The 15081-nt window shown below is 62.8% G+C and carries 14 protein-coding genes and 1 other RNA gene; 5 read left to right on the plus strand and 10 right to left on the minus strand.

Annotated elements, in window-relative coordinates; genetic code table 11:
- Positions 1 to 54 precede the first annotated feature (54 nt).
- The 8 genes from cmk to gyrA all read right to left on the minus strand — a co-directional run bounded on the left by cmk (position 55) and on the right by gyrA (position 9875).
- Positions 55 to 720: a (d)CMP kinase gene (cmk, locus tag F1609_RS13330; RefSeq protein ID WP_167076905.1), complete on the minus strand. Its 666-nt coding sequence runs from the start codon at positions 718 to 720 to the stop codon at positions 55 to 57.
- Positions 721 to 929: 209 nt separating this feature from the next.
- Positions 930 to 2264, minus strand: a complete 1335-nt coding sequence (gene aroA / locus F1609_RS13335; RefSeq protein WP_167076906.1) for a 3-phosphoshikimate 1-carboxyvinyltransferase — start codon at positions 2262 to 2264, stop codon at positions 930 to 932.
- A 25-nt stretch (positions 2265 to 2289) separates the two neighbouring features.
- Complete coding sequence (locus F1609_RS13340; RefSeq protein ID WP_167076907.1) at positions 2290 to 3195, minus strand: prephenate dehydrogenase; 906 nt, start codon at positions 3193 to 3195, stop codon at positions 2290 to 2292.
- A gap of 1 nt (position 3196) precedes the next feature.
- Positions 3197 to 4303 (minus strand): histidinol-phosphate transaminase, encoded by a 1107-nt coding sequence (hisC, locus tag F1609_RS13345; protein WP_167076908.1) that lies wholly within the window; start codon positions 4301 to 4303, stop codon positions 3197 to 3199.
- A gap of 46 nt (positions 4304 to 4349) precedes the next feature.
- Positions 4350 to 5420: a prephenate dehydratase gene (gene pheA / locus F1609_RS13350; protein ID WP_167076909.1), complete on the minus strand. Its 1071-nt coding sequence runs from the start codon at positions 5418 to 5420 to the stop codon at positions 4350 to 4352.
- Positions 5421 to 5476: 56 nt separating this feature from the next.
- Positions 5477 to 6568: a 3-phosphoserine/phosphohydroxythreonine transaminase gene (serC, locus tag F1609_RS13355; protein ID WP_167076910.1), complete on the minus strand. Its 1092-nt coding sequence runs from the start codon at positions 6566 to 6568 to the stop codon at positions 5477 to 5479.
- Between the two features lie 27 nt (positions 6569 to 6595).
- Positions 6596 to 7147 carry a DUF2059 domain-containing protein gene (locus F1609_RS13360; protein WP_167076911.1) on the minus strand — a complete coding sequence of 184 codons (552 nt, stop codon included), beginning with the start codon at positions 7145 to 7147 and terminating at the stop codon, positions 6596 to 6598.
- A gap of 109 nt (positions 7148 to 7256) precedes the next feature.
- Positions 7257 to 9875, minus strand: a complete 2619-nt coding sequence (gene gyrA / locus F1609_RS13365; protein ID WP_167076912.1) for a DNA gyrase subunit A — start codon at positions 9873 to 9875, stop codon at positions 7257 to 7259.
- A gap of 522 nt (positions 9876 to 10397) precedes the next feature.
- Between gyrA and ompA the strand changes: the two genes are divergently transcribed.
- The gene (gene ompA / locus F1609_RS13370; protein WP_167076913.1) at positions 10398 to 11102 is read left to right on the plus strand and encodes an outer membrane protein OmpA; all 705 of its coding nucleotides are present in this window, start codon (positions 10398 to 10400) and stop codon (positions 11100 to 11102) included.
- Between the two features lie 147 nt (positions 11103 to 11249).
- Here ompA and F1609_RS13375 read toward each other — a convergent pair whose 3' ends face one another.
- Complete coding sequence (locus F1609_RS13375; RefSeq protein ID WP_229421869.1) at positions 11250 to 11867, minus strand: glutathione S-transferase C-terminal domain-containing protein; 618 nt, start codon at positions 11865 to 11867, stop codon at positions 11250 to 11252.
- Positions 11868 to 12027: 160 nt separating this feature from the next.
- Here F1609_RS13375 and F1609_RS13380 point away from each other — a divergent pair, with 160 nt between their 5' ends.
- The 3 genes from F1609_RS13380 to F1609_RS13390 all read left to right on the plus strand — a co-directional run bounded on the left by F1609_RS13380 (position 12028) and on the right by F1609_RS13390 (position 13911).
- Positions 12028 to 12411 carry a winged helix-turn-helix transcriptional regulator gene (locus F1609_RS13380; RefSeq protein ID WP_229421870.1) on the plus strand — a complete coding sequence of 128 codons (384 nt, stop codon included), beginning with the start codon at positions 12028 to 12030 and terminating at the stop codon, positions 12409 to 12411.
- Positions 12412 to 12479: 68 nt separating this feature from the next.
- Complete coding sequence (gene ubiG, locus F1609_RS13385; protein WP_167076915.1) at positions 12480 to 13175, plus strand: bifunctional 2-polyprenyl-6-hydroxyphenol methylase/3-demethylubiquinol 3-O-methyltransferase UbiG; 696 nt, start codon at positions 12480 to 12482, stop codon at positions 13173 to 13175.
- A gap of 28 nt (positions 13176 to 13203) precedes the next feature.
- Entirely contained in the window at positions 13204 to 13911 is a 708-nt protein-coding gene (locus F1609_RS13390) for an HAD family hydrolase (protein WP_167076916.1), read from the plus strand.
- Between the two features lie 153 nt (positions 13912 to 14064).
- Here F1609_RS13390 and F1609_RS13395 read toward each other — a convergent pair whose 3' ends face one another.
- A complete protein-coding gene (locus F1609_RS13395; protein ID WP_167077029.1) occupies positions 14065 to 14409 on the minus strand; it encodes an energy transducer TonB in 345 nt (114 codons plus the stop codon).
- 222 nt (positions 14410 to 14631) lie between these two features.
- Here F1609_RS13395 and ssrA point away from each other — a divergent pair.
- Positions 14632 to 14991, plus strand: a transfer-messenger RNA (tmRNA) gene (ssrA, locus tag F1609_RS13400).
- The last annotated feature ends 90 nt before the right edge of the window (positions 14992 to 15081 follow it).

A 15081-nucleotide genomic window follows, 5' to 3' on the forward strand; every position in this document is an offset into this window, starting at 1 on the left:
AGGTTGATTCAACGCCTGCAATGGCACTATTGCAATTGCAAGCACCCATTGCTACTACTTAGCGTGCGCATACCATTTCAGCACTTCCTCGACCGCTTCGTCAGCGGTCATATTGGAGGTATCGAGCAGGTGCGCCCCTTCTGCCGGCATCAATGGCGCGATGGCCCGGTAAGTATCACGGTCGTCGCGCGCCTTCAAATCGGACAGGAGGTCTTCTATATTAGCAGAAAACCCCTTGTCAATCAATTGCTTATATCGGCGTTGCGCGCGCGCCTCGGTACTGGCGGTGAGAAACACCTTCAGTTGCGCGTGCGGAAAGATGACCGTCCCCATGTCGCGCCCATCGGCGACCAGGCCTGGCGCCCGGCGAAAGCCCAGTTGCAACGCGAACAGGGCCTGGCGCACGGCCGGCAGCGCGGCGATCTTCGATGCCATGTTGCCAACTTCTTCCGCGCGGATGAGTTGGGTGACATTTTCGTTCGCCAGCAGGATTTCACCGCCGCTGAAGCTGGCCGGGAGGTGTTCGGCCAGCTTGGCGAGGCCGTGTTCATCGGTCAGCGGCGTGGCGCGGCGCAGCGCCATCAGCGCGGTCAGGCGGTACAGGGCGCCGGAATCGAGGTAATGAAAGCCGAGGCGATCGGCCACCCGGTGGGCGACGGTACCCTTGCCGGAAGCGGTGGGGCCATCGATGGCGATGACGGGGATATGCGAATGTGGCATGGGACGGTGTCCTGGTGAAATCAGTAAAAACGAGCAAAACTGGCGGCCGGAACTTGCAAAACCGGGGACAGACCCCGGTTAAAAAATATGTCTCGTCGGAATTTTGTTGCAAAACCGGGGACAGACCCCGGTTAAAAAATATATTCAGTTGAGATATTGTTGCAAAACCGGGGTCTGTCCCCGGTGCGCCGGCTGCCGGTTTTGCAACTTTAAATCAGTTGGTCGTGGGCGATGCCGGCGAAGGCGTCGAAGTAGTCGGGGAAGGTCTTGGCGACGCATTTCGGGTCGTTGATGCGCATCGTGTTGCCGCGCCGCGCTTTGCCATCCAAACTTGCCAGCGAGAAGCACATCGCCATCCGGTGGTCGTCGTAGGTGTCGATCGTCGCGGCGCTCAGCTCGCCCTCGGGCGGGGTGACCGAGATGAAGTCCGGCCCCTCCACCACGATCGCGCCGAGTTTGCGCAGTTCGGTCGCCATCGCGGCCAGGCGGTCGGTTTCTTTTACGCGCCAGCTGGCAATGTTGCGAAGGGTGGTGGTGCCTTCGGCGTACAGCGCGGCCACCGCAATCGTCATCGCCGCATCGGGAATGTGGTTGAAATCGGCGTCGATGGCTTTTAACACGCCGTTCGAGCGCGCTTCGATCCAGTTGTCGCCGCGCGTGATCGTCGCGCCCATCTGCTCGAGCGCTTCGGCAAAGCGCACGTCGCCCTGGATACTGTCGCGCCCTACTCCTTCAACCCGGATCGGACCGCCGCCAATCGCGCCCGCCGCCAAAAAGTACGAGGCCGACGAGGCGTCGCCTTCCACATGAATCGTGCCCGGACTGGTGTAACGCTGCCCCGGCTGCACGGTGAACGATTGCCAGCCGTCCTGCTCGACCGTCACGCCGAAGCGCCGCATCAGGTTCAGGGTGATTTCGATGTACGGCTTGGAGATCAGCTCCCCGACCACGTCAATCGTCACCGGCTGCTCGCGCGCCATCAGCGGCGCGGCCATCAGCAGCGCGGTCAGGAACTGGCTCGACACATTCCCGCGCACCGACAGGCGCTGCGCATGGATATGCCCGCGCCGGATGCGCAGCGGCGGATATCCTTCCACCCCGGTGTACTCGATCTGGGCACCGATCGCGTTCAGGGCGTCGACCAGGTCGCCGATGGGACGCTCGTGCATGCGCGTGACGCCGTGCAGCGTGTAGTCGCCGCCAATGACGGCCAGCGCCGCTGTGAGCGGGCGGATCGCGGTGCCGGCGTTACCCATGAACAGATCGGCTTCGTGCACCGGCAAGGCGCCGCCGCCGCCATGCACGATGTGGGTGTGTTCGTCGACCTGGTCCCATCCCAGGCCCAGCGAGCGCAGTGCGCCGAGCATGACGAGCGTGTCGTCCGACGCCAGCAGGCCGATGATGGTGGTGGTGCCTTCGGCCAGCGCGGCCAGCAGCAAGGTGCGGTTGGAGATGCTCTTGGACCCCGGCAGCCGCACCACGCCCTCGACGTGCATGACGGGCTTGAGATCGATATGATGCGGATATTGCTTCTGCTGGGTCATGCTGGGGTTCCTTGAAATGCTGGGTTTATTCGGGACTCTTGTCTTGCGCCGGCGGCGTTTCGGCCGTTTCGATCGCTTCGATCCAGCGGCAGCGCGCACGCTGGGCGTTGGCGTAGACCGCTTCGAGCGCCGCGCCGTCGCCATTGGCGAGCATGGCGCGGATCGCCGTTAATTGTGCCAGATATGCATCCAACTCGCCCAACAGGGCCGGCTGGTTGGCCAGCGAGATGTCGCGCCACATCTCGGGCGAGGAGCCGGCGATGCGTGTGAAGTCCCGAAAGCCGCTGGCGGCGTACTGGAACAGCAGCCCCGCGTGGGGCTTGCGGGCGATGTCGTCGACCAGCGCGTACGCCAGCAGATGCGGCAGGTGGCTGACCGAGGCGAACACGGTGTCGTGCTCCTGCGGCGAGAGCGTGTGGATGATGGCGCCGCAGGCGCGCCACGCGGCCGCCACCTTGTCAACATCGCCGGCCGTGTTTTCGGGCAGCGGCGTGAGCACGGTCTTTTTGCCGTGGTACAGGTCGACGATGGCGGCATCCGGCCCGTTGGTTTCGCGCCCGGCGATCGGGTGCCCCGGCACGAACTGGCCGACCCGCTCCTTCATCACGGCGCGCGCCGCCGCCACCACGTCCGACTTGGTGCTGCCGGCGTCGGTGACGATGGTGCCCGCTTCCAGGTACGGCAGCAGGGACGCCAGGATCGCTGCGGTCTGCGCCACCGGTGCGGCGATCAGCACCAGGTCGGCGCCCGCCATCGCCTCCTGCACCGAAGCGGCAACCTGATCGACGATGCCAAGTTCCAGCGCGCGCGCCATCGCCTCGGGCGAGCGGCCCACGCCAACCAGGGTGCCGGCCACGCCGGCATGGCGCAGCGCGCGCGCGAACGAGCCGCCGATCAGCCCGACGCCGACAATGACGACTTTATTGAACACGTCAGGCCAGCGCTTTCTTGAGGGCGGCGATGAAGATCGCGTTTTCGGCCGGCAGGCCGATCGAGATGCGCAGCCATTGCGGCAGGCCGTAGTTGCCGACCGGGCGCACGATCACGCCTTGCTTGAGCAGCGCCAGGTTCACGCGCGCACCGGCGCCATCGTCGTCGCCGACCTTGACCAGCACGAAGTTACCGAACGAGGGCACGTACTGCAATCCCAGCTCGTCAAAGGCTTCGACAAACTGGGCGTAGCCGGCGGCGTTGTTTTTGGCGCCCTGCTCCAGGAACGGTTTGTCGTTGAGGGCGGCAATCGCCGCCGCCTGCGCCAGCGAGTTCACGTTGAACGGCTGGCGGATGCGGTTCATCAGGTCGGTCAGGGCCGGCTGCGCAATCGCAAAACCGACGCGCAGGCCGGCCAGGCCGTAGGCCTTGGAGAAGGTGCGCGAGACCAGCAAATTCGGGTACTTGCGCGCCCACTGGCTTGACTCGAACTGGTGCTCGGGCGCGAGGAACTCGTTGTAGGCTTCGTCCAGCACCACGACCACGTTGGCCGGCACTTTGTCCAGGAACGCTTCGATCTGCGCGGCCGCAATAAAGGTGCCGGTCGGGTTGTTGGGGTTGGCGATGAAGACCAGGCGCGTGTCGGCGTCAATCGCCGCCGCCATGGCGTCGAGGTCATGGCCATAGTCCCTGGCCGGCACCACGATGGCGCGCGCGCCCACGCCTTGCGTCGCCAGCGCATAAACGGCGAACGAATACTGCGAGTACACCACGGCCTGGCCTTTTTGCACAAAGGCGTGGGCGGCGATTTCCAAAATGTCGTTGCTGCCGTTACCCAGAGTGATCCAGTCGGCCGGCACCTCGTAGCGCTTGGACAGCGCCGCTTTCAGGTCGAAACCGTTGGCGTCCGGGTAGCGTCCCAGGTCGGCCACCGCTGCGGCCATGGCTTGCTGGCTCGATGCGGGCACGCCGAACGGATTTTCGTTCGACGCCAGTTTGACGATATTCGCTTCGTCGAGGCCGAACTCGCGCGCGACTTCGGCGATCGGTTTGCCCGCTTGGTAAGGGGCGATGGCGCGGACGTATTCTGGACCGAATTGCTGGGACATGGTTTTATCTCTGTAGTTGTTTTAAGGTTGTTTGATACATTGAAAATCAAAGACTGAGCGGGTACGAGCCGAGCACCTTGAAGAAGGCGGCGTTGTCGCGCAGTTCGTCGAGCGCCTTGGCCACCGCAGGGTCCTGCACGTGGCCTTCGATGTCGACATAAAAATAGTATTCCCAGGTGCCGATGCGGGCCGGGCGCGATTCAAAGCGCGTCATCGACACGCCGTTCACGGCCAGCGGCGCCAGCAGGTTGTAGACCGCGCCCGCCTTGTTCGGCACCGCCAGCACCAGCGAGGTCTGGTCGCTGCCCGAGGGGTTGGTCTGCAAGTGGCCGATGACGGCAAAACGCGTGCGGTTGTGCGGGTCGTCCTGGATGTGGCCCTTGACCACGCCGAGGCGGTACTGTTCGCCCGCCATTTCACTGGCAATCGCCGCAATCGTCTGGTCCTTGCTGGCCATGACGGCCGCTTCGGCGTTCGATACCACGGCGCGCCGTTCGATGCCGGGGTAGTTCTGGTTCAGCCAGACCTGGCACTGGGCCAGCGCCTGCGAATGCGCGCACACCACCGTCACGCCGTCCATGTTGCCGGTCTTGGTCATCAGGCTGTGGTGCACCGGGATCGAAATCTCGCCGCTGATGATGGTGGTGGTGCCGAGCATCAGGTCGAGCGTGCGGTTGACCGCCCCTTCGGACGAATTTTCGACCGGGACCACGCCGAAATCGGCGGTGCCGGCTTCGGTGGCGCGGAACACTTCGTCGATCGAGATGCACGGCAGCCCTTCGATGGCGCTGCCGAACTGCTGGAACGCGGCCTGCTCGGTGAAGGTGCCGGACGGGCCGAGATAGGCCACGGTGACGCGCTTTTCGAGCGAGCGGCAGGCCGACATGATCTCGCGGAAGATGGTCTGCACTTCGGCCGCCTTTAACGGACCCGGGTTGCGGTCGGCCACGCCGCGCAGCACCTGCGCTTCGCGTTCGGGACGGAATACGGGGGCGCTGGTTTCGGCCTTGACGTGGCCGACTTCCTGCGCCAGGCGCGCACGGGCGCTGAGAAGGCTGAGAATCTGCGCGTCGATCGCATCGATCTGTTCGCGCAATGGTGTGAGTTTGTCTGTCATGAATGCGGCATGGTTTGCGGTGAATCGGGTGTTCGCGTAGGGGAGATCCCCTGTTGTTACGTACGGCCGGCGAACTCGTTCAGGTAATCGACCAGGGCTTGCACGCCCTCGATCGGCATCGCGTTGTAGAGCGATGCGCGCATACCGCCCACGGACTTGTGGCCCTTGAGCTGCAGCAGGCCGCGCGCTTTTGCACCGGCCAGGAATTTGTCGTTGAGCGTTTCGTCGCGCAGGTAGAACGGCACGTTCATGCGCGAGCGGCAGTCTTTCGCCACGCGGTTCTGGTAAAAATCGTCGATGTCCAGGGCCGCGTACAGCAGGCCGGCCTTGGCGATGTTGCGTTGTTCGGCGGCGGCCACCCCGCCCTGGCGCAGCAGGTGCGCGAACACCAGGCCGGCGATGTAGATGCCGTAGGTCGGCGGCGTGTTGTACATCGAGTCGTGCGCGGCGACGATGCTCCAGTCGAAGGCGGACGGGCAGATCGGCAGCGCGTGCCCGAGCAGGTCCTCGCGCACGATCACGAGCGTGAGGCCGGCCGGGCCGATGTTCTTTTGCGCGCCGGCGAAAATGACGCCGTATTTGCTCACGTCGATCACGCGCGACAGAATGTGCGAGGACATGTCGGCCACGATCGGCGTCCCGCCGGCCAGGTCGGGCACGAAGTTGTATTCGACGCCGTCGATGGTTTCGTTGGTGCACAGGTGCAGGTAGGCCGCGCCGGGGGTGAGCTTCCACTCGCTTTGCGGCGGCACCGTGGTAAAGCGCCCCGCCTCACCGCTGGCAGCCACGTTGACGTTGGCGTAACGCGCCGCTTCCTTGACCGATTTGCCGGACCAGGAACCGGTATGGACGAAGTCGATGGTGGCCGGGGCGGATACGCGGCCCACCAGGTTCATCGGCACGATGGCGTTTTCGCCCAGGCCGCCGCCTTGCAGGAACAGGATCTTGTAGTTGGCGGGGACGTTCAGCAGCAGGCGCAGGTCGCGCACGGCCGCTTGGTAGATCGAGATGAACTCGGGGCCGCGGTGACTCATCTCCATCACCGACATGCCGCTGCCGTGCCAGTCGAGCATGTCGGCGGCGGCCTCTTGCAGCACTTCCTTGGGCAGGACGGCGGGGCCGGCGGAGAAGTTGTAGATCTGGGTCACGGAGGTCCTTGCAAGTGGGATGAACGACTATTTGGCGGTGGCGGTGGCGGCGGCAGTCGCTTCCTGCATGATCTTACCCATGCGCGGCATCATTATCTTCTGACTCATCTGCATGGACTCGCTCATAATCTGCGGCGTGGCGGCCAGCATCTTGGCGCCCACCGGGCTACGGTAAAACGCGGCGATCTGCTCGATTTCGGCCACCGTAAAGCGGCTCGCGTAGAGCGGCACGACTGCTTCGACCATTTCCTCGACCAGAGCAGGGTCTTCAAACACGTGCTGGACGCGCGCGGCGACCTCCGGCACTTTCTTGGTCGCTTCGGCCAGGGCCGCCTTCTTCTGCGCGGCGCTCAGGCGTGGGTTGTTGTTGATGACGGCAGTGGCGGTGTCGAGAATCATCTGCGGCATGGTCGCCTTCATCTGCTCGAAACTATCCTTGATCATCTTGCGCGTGCCCATCGACGCGAGCAGCGCGCGCGTGGCCTTGTCCGCGGCCGGGTCGATCGCAGCCTTCTGGGCAAACACCGGCGTGGCCACCAGGGCCAGCGCGGTACACATTATGGCGGTCAGTTTTTTCATGATAACTCTCCAAACGGAAACGTGGATGCCCGGGACAAGCGCAAAAAAGAAAAAGGGCCGGCATCATTCTCGCACGAAGTGCGAAAATGATGCCGGCCCCGCGCCGTGTTTACTCCGGCGGCGTTTCGAGGTCGACGTCTTCGAGGTCGGTTTCGACGATGCGCTGCAGGCCGCTCAACTTGGTGCCGTCTTCGACCGCGATCAGGGTCACGCCTTGCGTAGCGCGGCCCATTTCGCGGATTTCCGACACGCGCGTGCGGATCAAGACGCCGCCGGTGGTGATCAGCATGATCTCGTCGCTCGGTTCGACCAGGGTGGCGGCGACCACGCGGCCGTTACGCTCGCTGGTCTGGATCGCGATCATGCCCTTGGTGCCGCGCCCGTGGCGGGTGTACTCGGTGATCGGAGTACGCTTGCCGAAGCCGTTTTCGGTCGCCGTGAGCACCGACTGCTGCTCGTTCTCGGCCACCAGCAGGGCGATCACGTTCTGGCCCTCTTCCAGGTTCATGCCGCGCACGCCGCGCGCGGTACGGCCCATCGGACGCACATCGTTCTCGTCGAAGCGCACCGCCTTGCCGGAGTCGGAGAACAGCATCACATCGTGCTCGCCATCGGTCAGCGCGGCGCCGATCAGGAAGTCGCCGTCGTCCAGGTCGACCGCGATGATGCCGGCCTTGCGTGGATTGCTGAAGTCCTTGAGCGGCGTCTTCTTGACGGTACCGAGGCTGGTCGCCATGAACACGTAGTGGTCTTCCGGGAAGGTGCGGTTCACGCCCGACAGCGGCAGCACCACAGTGATCTTCTCGTTGTCCTGCAGCGGGAACATGTTGACGATCGGTTTGCCGCGCGAGTTGCGCGAGCCTTGCGGCACTTCCCACACCTTGAGCCAGTACATGCGGCCGCGGTTCGAGAAGCACAGGATGTAATCGTGCGTGTTGGCGATAAACAGCTGGTCGATCCAGTCTTCTTCCTTGGTCGCCATGGCCTGCTTGCCGCGTCCACCGCGCTTTTGCGCGCGGTATTCGGAGATCGGCTGCGACTTCATGTAGCCGGTGTGCGACAGCGTCACGACCATGTCCTGCGGCGTGATCAAATCTTCGGTCTCCAGATCGGTGGCATTGTGCTCGATGGTCGAGCGGCGCACGTCCTTGTTGCCGACGCCGTACTCGTTCATGATCACCGTCATTTCGTCGGTGATGATGACGGTCACGCGCTCCGGCTTGGCCAGGATGTCGAGCAGGTCGGCGATGTGCGCCATGATGTCTTTGTACTCGTTGACGATCTTGTCCTGCTCAAGGCCGGTCAGGCGTTGCAGGCGCATCTGCAAGATCTCTTGCGCCTGTTCGTCGGACAGCTTGTACTGGCCATCGGGCTGCATGCCGTAGTGCTTCGGCAGGTGCTCCGGACGGAAGGCCTCGACGCCGCCGACGGTGGTGCCTTCGGCGGTACGCAGCAGCATTTCGCGCACCAGCGACGAGTCCCACGCGCGCGCCATCAGTTCGGTCTTGGCGATCGGTGGCGACGGCGCGGCCTTGATGATGGCGATGAAGTCGTCGATATTGGCCAGGGCGACGGCCAGGCCTTCGAGCATGTGGCCGCGTTCGCGCGCCTTGCGCAGTTCGAACACGGTGCGGCGCGTGACCACTTCGCGCCGGTGCGACAGGAAGCATTGCAGCATCTGCTTGAGGTTCAGCAGTTTCGGCTGGCCGTTGACCAGCGCGACCATGTTCATGCCGAAGGTGTCCTGCAACTGGGTCTGCTTGTACAGATTGTTGAGCACGACTTCCGGCACTTCGCCGCGTTTCAGTTCGATGACCACGCGCATGCCCGATTTGTCGGACTCGTCGCGGATGTCGGAAATGCCTTCGAGCTTCTTGTCGCGCACGTTCTCGGCGATGCGCTCGAGCAGGGACTTTTTGTTGACCTGGTACGGCAGCTCGTCGACGATGATCGCGATGCGCCCGCCATCCTTGCCGTATTCCTCGAAGTGGGTCTTGGCGCGCATGACCACGCGGCCACGCCCGGTGCGGTAGCCGTCGCGCACGCCCGAGACGCCGTAGATGATGCCGGCGGTCGGGAAGTCCGGCGCCGGGATGATCTCGATCAGCTCGTCGATGGTGCAGTCCGGATTGCGCAGCACGTGCAGGGCGCCGTTGACGATCTCGGTCAGGTTGTGCGGCGGGATGTTGGTGGCCATGCCGACCGCGATGCCGGACGAGCCGTTGATCAGCAGGTTGGGAATCCGGGTCGGCAGCACCGTCGGTTCTTTTTCCTTGCCATCATAGTTGGGCTGGAAGTCGACCGTATCCTTGTCGATATCGGCCAGGATCTCGCCGGCGATCTTGTCGAGGCGGCACTCGGTGTAACGCATCGCCGCGGCGCTGTCGCCGTCGACCGAGCCGAAGTTGCCCTGGCCATCGATCAAGGTGTAGCGCAAGGAGAAATCCTGGGCCATGCGCACCAGCGTGTCGTAGATCGACGCGTCGCCGTGCGGGTGGTACTTACCCATGGTTTCGCCGACCACGCGCGCGCACTTCACGTACGGGCGGTTGTACACATTGTTCATTTCGTGCATGGCGAACAAGACGCGGCGGTGCACCGGCTTCAAGCCGTCGCGCACATCCGGCAAGGCACGGCCCACGATCACGCTCATCGCGTAATCGAGGTAGCTCTTGCGCATCTCTTCTTCGAGGGAAATGGGGATTGTTTCTTTTGCGAATTGATCCATTGGCGGGACTGATCTCAGGCTGTGGTTATATTAGCTGTACGCAAATGCTGGAACGGCGCCACCGGCGTTTCGGCGCGGTTGTCGACGTCCCCTGCTGCATGTTCGATGCCGCCAGCGGGACGGGTGCACAACGATGGTGCGCCCACCTACTTAGCTACAGACAAGCGTGGGATTTTAGCATGCGCGGTATGGCAGTTGCGCAAATCCTAAATGTAGGGCAATGAAACAAGCGTGATCGAAATCATAAAAACGTTCACATTTTGTCAACCCGATGATGACACGCCAGACACGATGTTGCACGAAAACAACGTGATGCACCACATTGCAGCACGATTGTTTTAACAGCCTTCGTGCTAATTAAGCGCCTGTGGCAAAATGGCCCAGAAGTTAATTGCCTGTTTCACAAGCTGTCACGAAACTGTCACGGGTAATGGCTGGGGCAAGCTGTTACTATCTTGTCCACGCACGAAAAGTTGCGCAGCTATAAAGCTGCGGATATCACCCCCGAAAGGAAGAAAAACTATGAAAAAACTCGTCTCGCTCATGCTCGCGGCTTCCGCGATTGCAGGCAGCGCACTGGCACAACAGTCGCCACCGTTCGCTCCTGTAACCACCGACATCATGGCACCGAAGCCAAACAGCGCCTATGTCCAGGATGCCCGTGGCGTGATCGCGCGCGATCCTTTCGGCCTGTGCTGGCGCACTGGCTACTGGACCCCGGCCGATGCGGTTCCAGGTTGCGACCTGCCGCTGTGCGTTGAGCCAGCGAAACTGGAAAACGGCAAATGCGTCACGCCGCCAGTAGCCGTGGTTCAGCCTCCGATCGCCCCGGGAGCCCAGCCAGTCACGCCTGTCGGCCCGGTCGTGACGTCGGAAAAAGTGAGTTTCTCCGCTGACGCGCTGTTCGACTTCGACAAGTCGGTCCTGAAAGCGGAAGGCAAGAGCAAGCTGGACGACCTGAGCTCGAAACTGCAAGGCGTGAACCTGGAAGTCATCATCGCCGTCGGCCACACCGACTCGGTCGGTACCGATGCGTACAACCAGAAGCTGTCGATCCGCCGCGCTGAAGCTGTCAAGGCTTACCTGCAAGCCAAAGGCATCGAAGCGAACCGCATCTACACCGAAGGCAAGGGCGAAACGCAGCCAGTAGCCGACAACAAGTCCGCTGAAGGCCGCGCCAAGAACCGCCGCGTTGAAGTTGAAGTCGTCGGCACCCGCGCCAAGTAAGCTGCGCGCCTGACAGCTTGTTCGCCCGGGCCGATCGGCCTGGCGGCAAGCTGGCTGGGACGACGATTCGCTGCGTCAAAAAAACACCCCTCGCGCAGGGGTGTTTTTTTTGCCCGCTGTGCGCTGCGGCAGCGTCCCTCTTGCTTCTTACGCGCCGTGCGCGGCGAGTCCTTCCGCCAGCAACGCCTGCTGCACCGGCGCGCGCGCCGCCACGCGCGCCATGTAGGCCTTCAATGCCGGCACGGCCTCAAACCCGATACCGAAGTCGATGGCCCAGCGGGTCACGGCGAACAGATACGCATCGGCCACCGAAAATTGCGGCCCCAGGATAAAAGCGCGGCCATCGGCCAGCAGGCGGTCGAGATAGCCCAGCTTGGCGATCACCGGACGCTCGGCATCGGCGCGGCTGGCGCCATCGGCCAGGTAAAACAGCGGCGTATACGCCTTGGCATAATCGGACGACACATAATTCAATATCTCGTGCAGGCGGGCGCGCCCGAGCGTGCCGTTGGCCGGCGCCAGCGCCGGCGCATGCTGGTCGGCCAGATACTGCAGCACCGCCACGCCCTCGGTCAGCAACACCCCCTCGCCGATCTCAATGGCCGGCACGCTCCCCTTGGGGTTGACGGCATAGTAATCGGCGCCGTCGGCCAGCTGATGGCGGCGCAGGTCGACCCTGATCAACTGGTGCGGCACACCCGCCTCGCGCAGCACGATATGCGGTGCCAATGAACAAGTGCCGGGGGAATAGTACAGCTTCATCATGACGATCCTTTCGGTGGGGAAGAAGGCCCGTATAATAGCCGCCGTGGTTACCAAAGGATACGAAGTAACCCTGGGTAAGAAGAATAATCCGGTTTCCGTTCGGTAACTAAGTCACCGCACGGTAAGCCACTGATGGGGAGCCGTCGCGATGGCCTTGAAGATGCGCAAGAGTAAAGTCGGCATGCCGGTACCGCGCTGCGCGGTAGGCACCTGCATGTGGCTGCTGGGTGGCGCCTGGACCCCGACCCTGCTGTGGAATCTCAGCGGCGATGCGCGCCGTTTCGGCGAGCTGCGCGCCGACATTCCCGGCATTTCCGCCAAGGTCCTGTCCGGCCGGCTGAAAGACCTGGAAGAAAAAGGCGTCGTCATCCGCACCCTGATGGCCACCTCGCCGCCCTCGGCCGAATACAGCCTGTCGGTGCTGGGACGCGAACTGCTTCCGGCGATCAACGAAATCGCCCGCATCGGCGAGCGGCTCAAGGTGGAGCAGGAAAGCGGCAAGATCACCATTGACGCCAGCACGGCCGAAAGCGGTGCGGACTGAGGGCGGCCGGCGGTTTTTTTTATGCATGCGTCCGTCGCATTCCCTGATTTCCCGCTATTATTCCGCGTATGAATGCCGACCCTCTAGAAATCCAGAAATTTAGCGAACTTGCCCACCGCTGGTGGGATCCGACCTCCGAGTTCAAGCCCTTGCACGAGATCAACCCGCTGCGTCTCGAATGGATCAACGCGCGCGCCGCGCTGTCCGGCAAAAAGGTGATCGACATTGGCTGCGGCGGCGGCATCCTGACCGAATCGATGGCGCGCAAAGGCGCCGACGCCACCGGCATCGACCTGTCCGACAAAGCGCTCAAGGTCGCCGACCTGCACAGCCTCGAGTCCGGCGTGCAGGTGCGCTACGAACTGATCGCCGCCGAAGACATGGCCGCGCGCGAAGCGGGCCAGTACGACGTGGTCACCTGCATGGAAATGCTCGAACACGTGCCCGATCCGGGTGCCATCGTGAAAGCAGCCGCGACCCTGGTCAAGCCAGGCGGGCAGGTGTTTTTCTCGACCATCAACCGCAATCCCAAAGCTTATTTATATGCCGTGGTCGGCGCCGAATACCTGCTGCGCATGCTGCCCAAGGGCACCCATGACTACGGTAAATTCATCACCCCCTCCGAACTGGCGCAATTCGTGCGTGCCGCCGGTCTCCAGGTGGACGGGCTCAAGGGCATGACCTACAATCCGCTGACCAAGATCTACTCCCTGAACCAGGACACCAGCGTCAACTATCTGGTCGCCTGCAGCCGTCCCCTGTAAAGCCCTTCCCGACCGCCGAGCCGCCGCCATGACCTTTCCTCTTTCCCCAGCGGCGCCGCGCGCCGTCCTGTTCGACCTCGACGGCACCCTGGCCGACACCGCGCCCGACCTGGCGGCGGCGGTCAACCGCCTGCGCGCCGACCGCGGCCTCGAGCCGACCCCGTACGCGCTGCTGCGCCCGACCGCCTCGGCCGGCGCGCGCGGCATGATTGGGGCCGCCTTCGGCCTGGCGCCAGGCGACGCCGGCTACGAAGCCTTGCGGATGACATGGTTCGACTACTACCAGGCCGACATGGCCTCGCACAGCACCCTGTTCGGCGGCGTGCCCGAACTGCTCGCCGGCATCAGCGCGGCCGGCATAGCGTGGGGCATCGTCACCAACAAACCGGCGCGTTTTACCGATCCCTTGATTCCCCTGATCGGGCTCGAGCACGCCGGCTGCATCGTTTCCGGCGACACCACCGCGCACGCCAAGCCGCATCCGGCGCCGCTGTTCGAAGGCGCGCGCCGGCTCGGCATTGCACCGGAACAGTGCTGGTACGTGGGAGATGATTTGCGCGACATCGAAGCCGGGCGCGCGGCCGGCATGATCACCGTGGCCTGCGCCTGGGGCTACTGCGGCGCGGTCGAGCCGACCCAATGGGGCGCCGACTACCTGCTCGACACGCCGCAGGATCTGCTCGAACTGCTGCGCGCAACTAGTGCCGCGACGGCGCCGGCGGCACTGGTGGCCTAAAGCGCGGCGGGCTGACGGGTTCGTCCTGGCGGGCCTGGTCCGGCCACCCCCAAAACACAACGCCTGGCCGCGCTTTTTCAAGCAGCGGCCAGGCGTTGTTGATTCCACGATAGACGATGCGTCCTTACTGGCGCATGGTCCGGCGCTGATCGATCAGCTCAGGGTCCAGTTGTATTCGACTTTGGTCCAGGTGCTGTCAGGACGGCCGTCTTTGCTGCCCGGCTTGAATTTGCAGGCGCTGATGGCGCTCATTGCGGCTTTATCCAAGCTCTTGAAGCCGCTGGTCTTGTCCAGTTTCGCTTCCAGCACCTTGCCTTCGGCCGACACCAGGAAAGCCATGCTGACCACGCCCTGCTCTTCGTTCATCAACGATGCTTTAGGATAGTCGGCCTTGCAGCTTTTAGCGTCGAACACCGCTGGTACGTCTGCTGCGAATGCCACGTTGGCGGTCGCTGCTACGATCAGTGCTGCGCAAAGGCGGAAAGTCGTCTTGGTCATCATTGCTGTTCTCCTGGAATGGGGTTAGAGGGTTTGACTTGACTGCGGAGTCATCGTCACAGCCAAGAGAATAGCTGTAAAAGTGCCATGTGGCAATTTATTTGATGCGTTTAAGAAATTTTATTTTCTTTTGTGGTCATTTTTTGACAGCCTGGCCATGAGTTTTTGCTTGACACGAGAGTGGCACAGTGATGTGGATTTGAGGTACAATGGCTGTTCTGTGGGGGCGACCTGGTTTCGACGTGGGTTGCAAAGCAGCGCAGGGCATACCGAGGGCGGGCTACCTCGTAAATACAACCTGAAAAACTTAACTGCAAACGATAACTCGTACGCACTCGCAGCTTAATTGCTGCTAGCTCTAGAACACCTCGTCCCTGGGGTGGGCCGTCAAAAGCTCTAGAGTCATTTACAGGGACTCGTCTTGAACTGGGTTACTTAGTTCCGGACTAAATAATAGGTAACTCGCTTGTACACAGCGTGCACGTCCGCGTTGTACCGGTTAAATTAAATGGCAGTGCTAAGTATGTAGAACTGTCTGTAGAGTGCTTGCGGACGCGGGTTCGATTCCCGCCGCCTCCACCACCGTATGCAAAAAAAACCGCCCTTGGGCGGTTTTTTTTCGTTTGCGCTAACGGGCGGCGGGAACCGAACCCGCGTCGCGGGGGCGGAATC

This window comes from Massilia aquatica (assembly GCF_011682045.1).
In the GTDB taxonomy this organism is placed as follows: Bacteria; Pseudomonadota; Gammaproteobacteria; order Burkholderiales; family Burkholderiaceae_D; genus Telluria_A; species Telluria_A aquatica.

What these genes read in the sequence shown, in the direction of transcription:
- cmk (WP_167076905.1), bottom strand. Translation starts at nt 720, where the DNA reads ATGCCACATTCGCATATCCCCGTCATCGCCATCGATGGCCCCACCGCT.
- aroA (WP_167076906.1), bottom strand. Translation starts at nt 2,264, where the DNA reads ATGACCCAGCAGAAGCAATATCCGCATCATATCGATCTCAAGCCCGTC.
- hisC (WP_167076908.1), bottom strand. Translation starts at nt 4,303, where the DNA reads ATGTCCCAGCAATTCGGTCCAGAATACGTCCGCGCCATCGCCCCTTAC.
- pheA (WP_167076909.1), bottom strand. Translation starts at nt 5,420, where the DNA reads ATGACAGACAAACTCACACCATTGCGCGAACAGATCGATGCGATCGAC.
- F1609_RS13360 (WP_167076911.1), bottom strand. Translation starts at nt 7,147, where the DNA reads ATGAAAAAACTGACCGCCATAATGTGTACCGCGCTGGCCCTGGTGGCC.
- gyrA (WP_167076912.1), bottom strand. Translation starts at nt 9,875, where the DNA reads ATGGATCAATTCGCAAAAGAAACAATCCCCATTTCCCTCGAAGAAGAG.
- ompA (WP_167076913.1), top strand. Translation starts at nt 10,398, where the DNA reads ATGAAAAAACTCGTCTCGCTCATGCTCGCGGCTTCCGCGATTGCAGGC.
- F1609_RS13375 (WP_229421869.1), bottom strand. Translation starts at nt 11,867, where the DNA reads ATGATGAAGCTGTACTATTCCCCCGGCACTTGTTCATTGGCACCGCAT.
- F1609_RS13380 (WP_229421870.1), top strand. Translation starts at nt 12,028, where the DNA reads ATGCGCAAGAGTAAAGTCGGCATGCCGGTACCGCGCTGCGCGGTAGGC.
- ubiG (WP_167076915.1), top strand. Translation starts at nt 12,480, where the DNA reads ATGAATGCCGACCCTCTAGAAATCCAGAAATTTAGCGAACTTGCCCAC.
- F1609_RS13390 (WP_167076916.1), top strand. Translation starts at nt 13,204, where the DNA reads ATGACCTTTCCTCTTTCCCCAGCGGCGCCGCGCGCCGTCCTGTTCGAC.
- F1609_RS13395 (WP_167077029.1), bottom strand. Translation starts at nt 14,409, where the DNA reads ATGACCAAGACGACTTTCCGCCTTTGCGCAGCACTGATCGTAGCAGCG.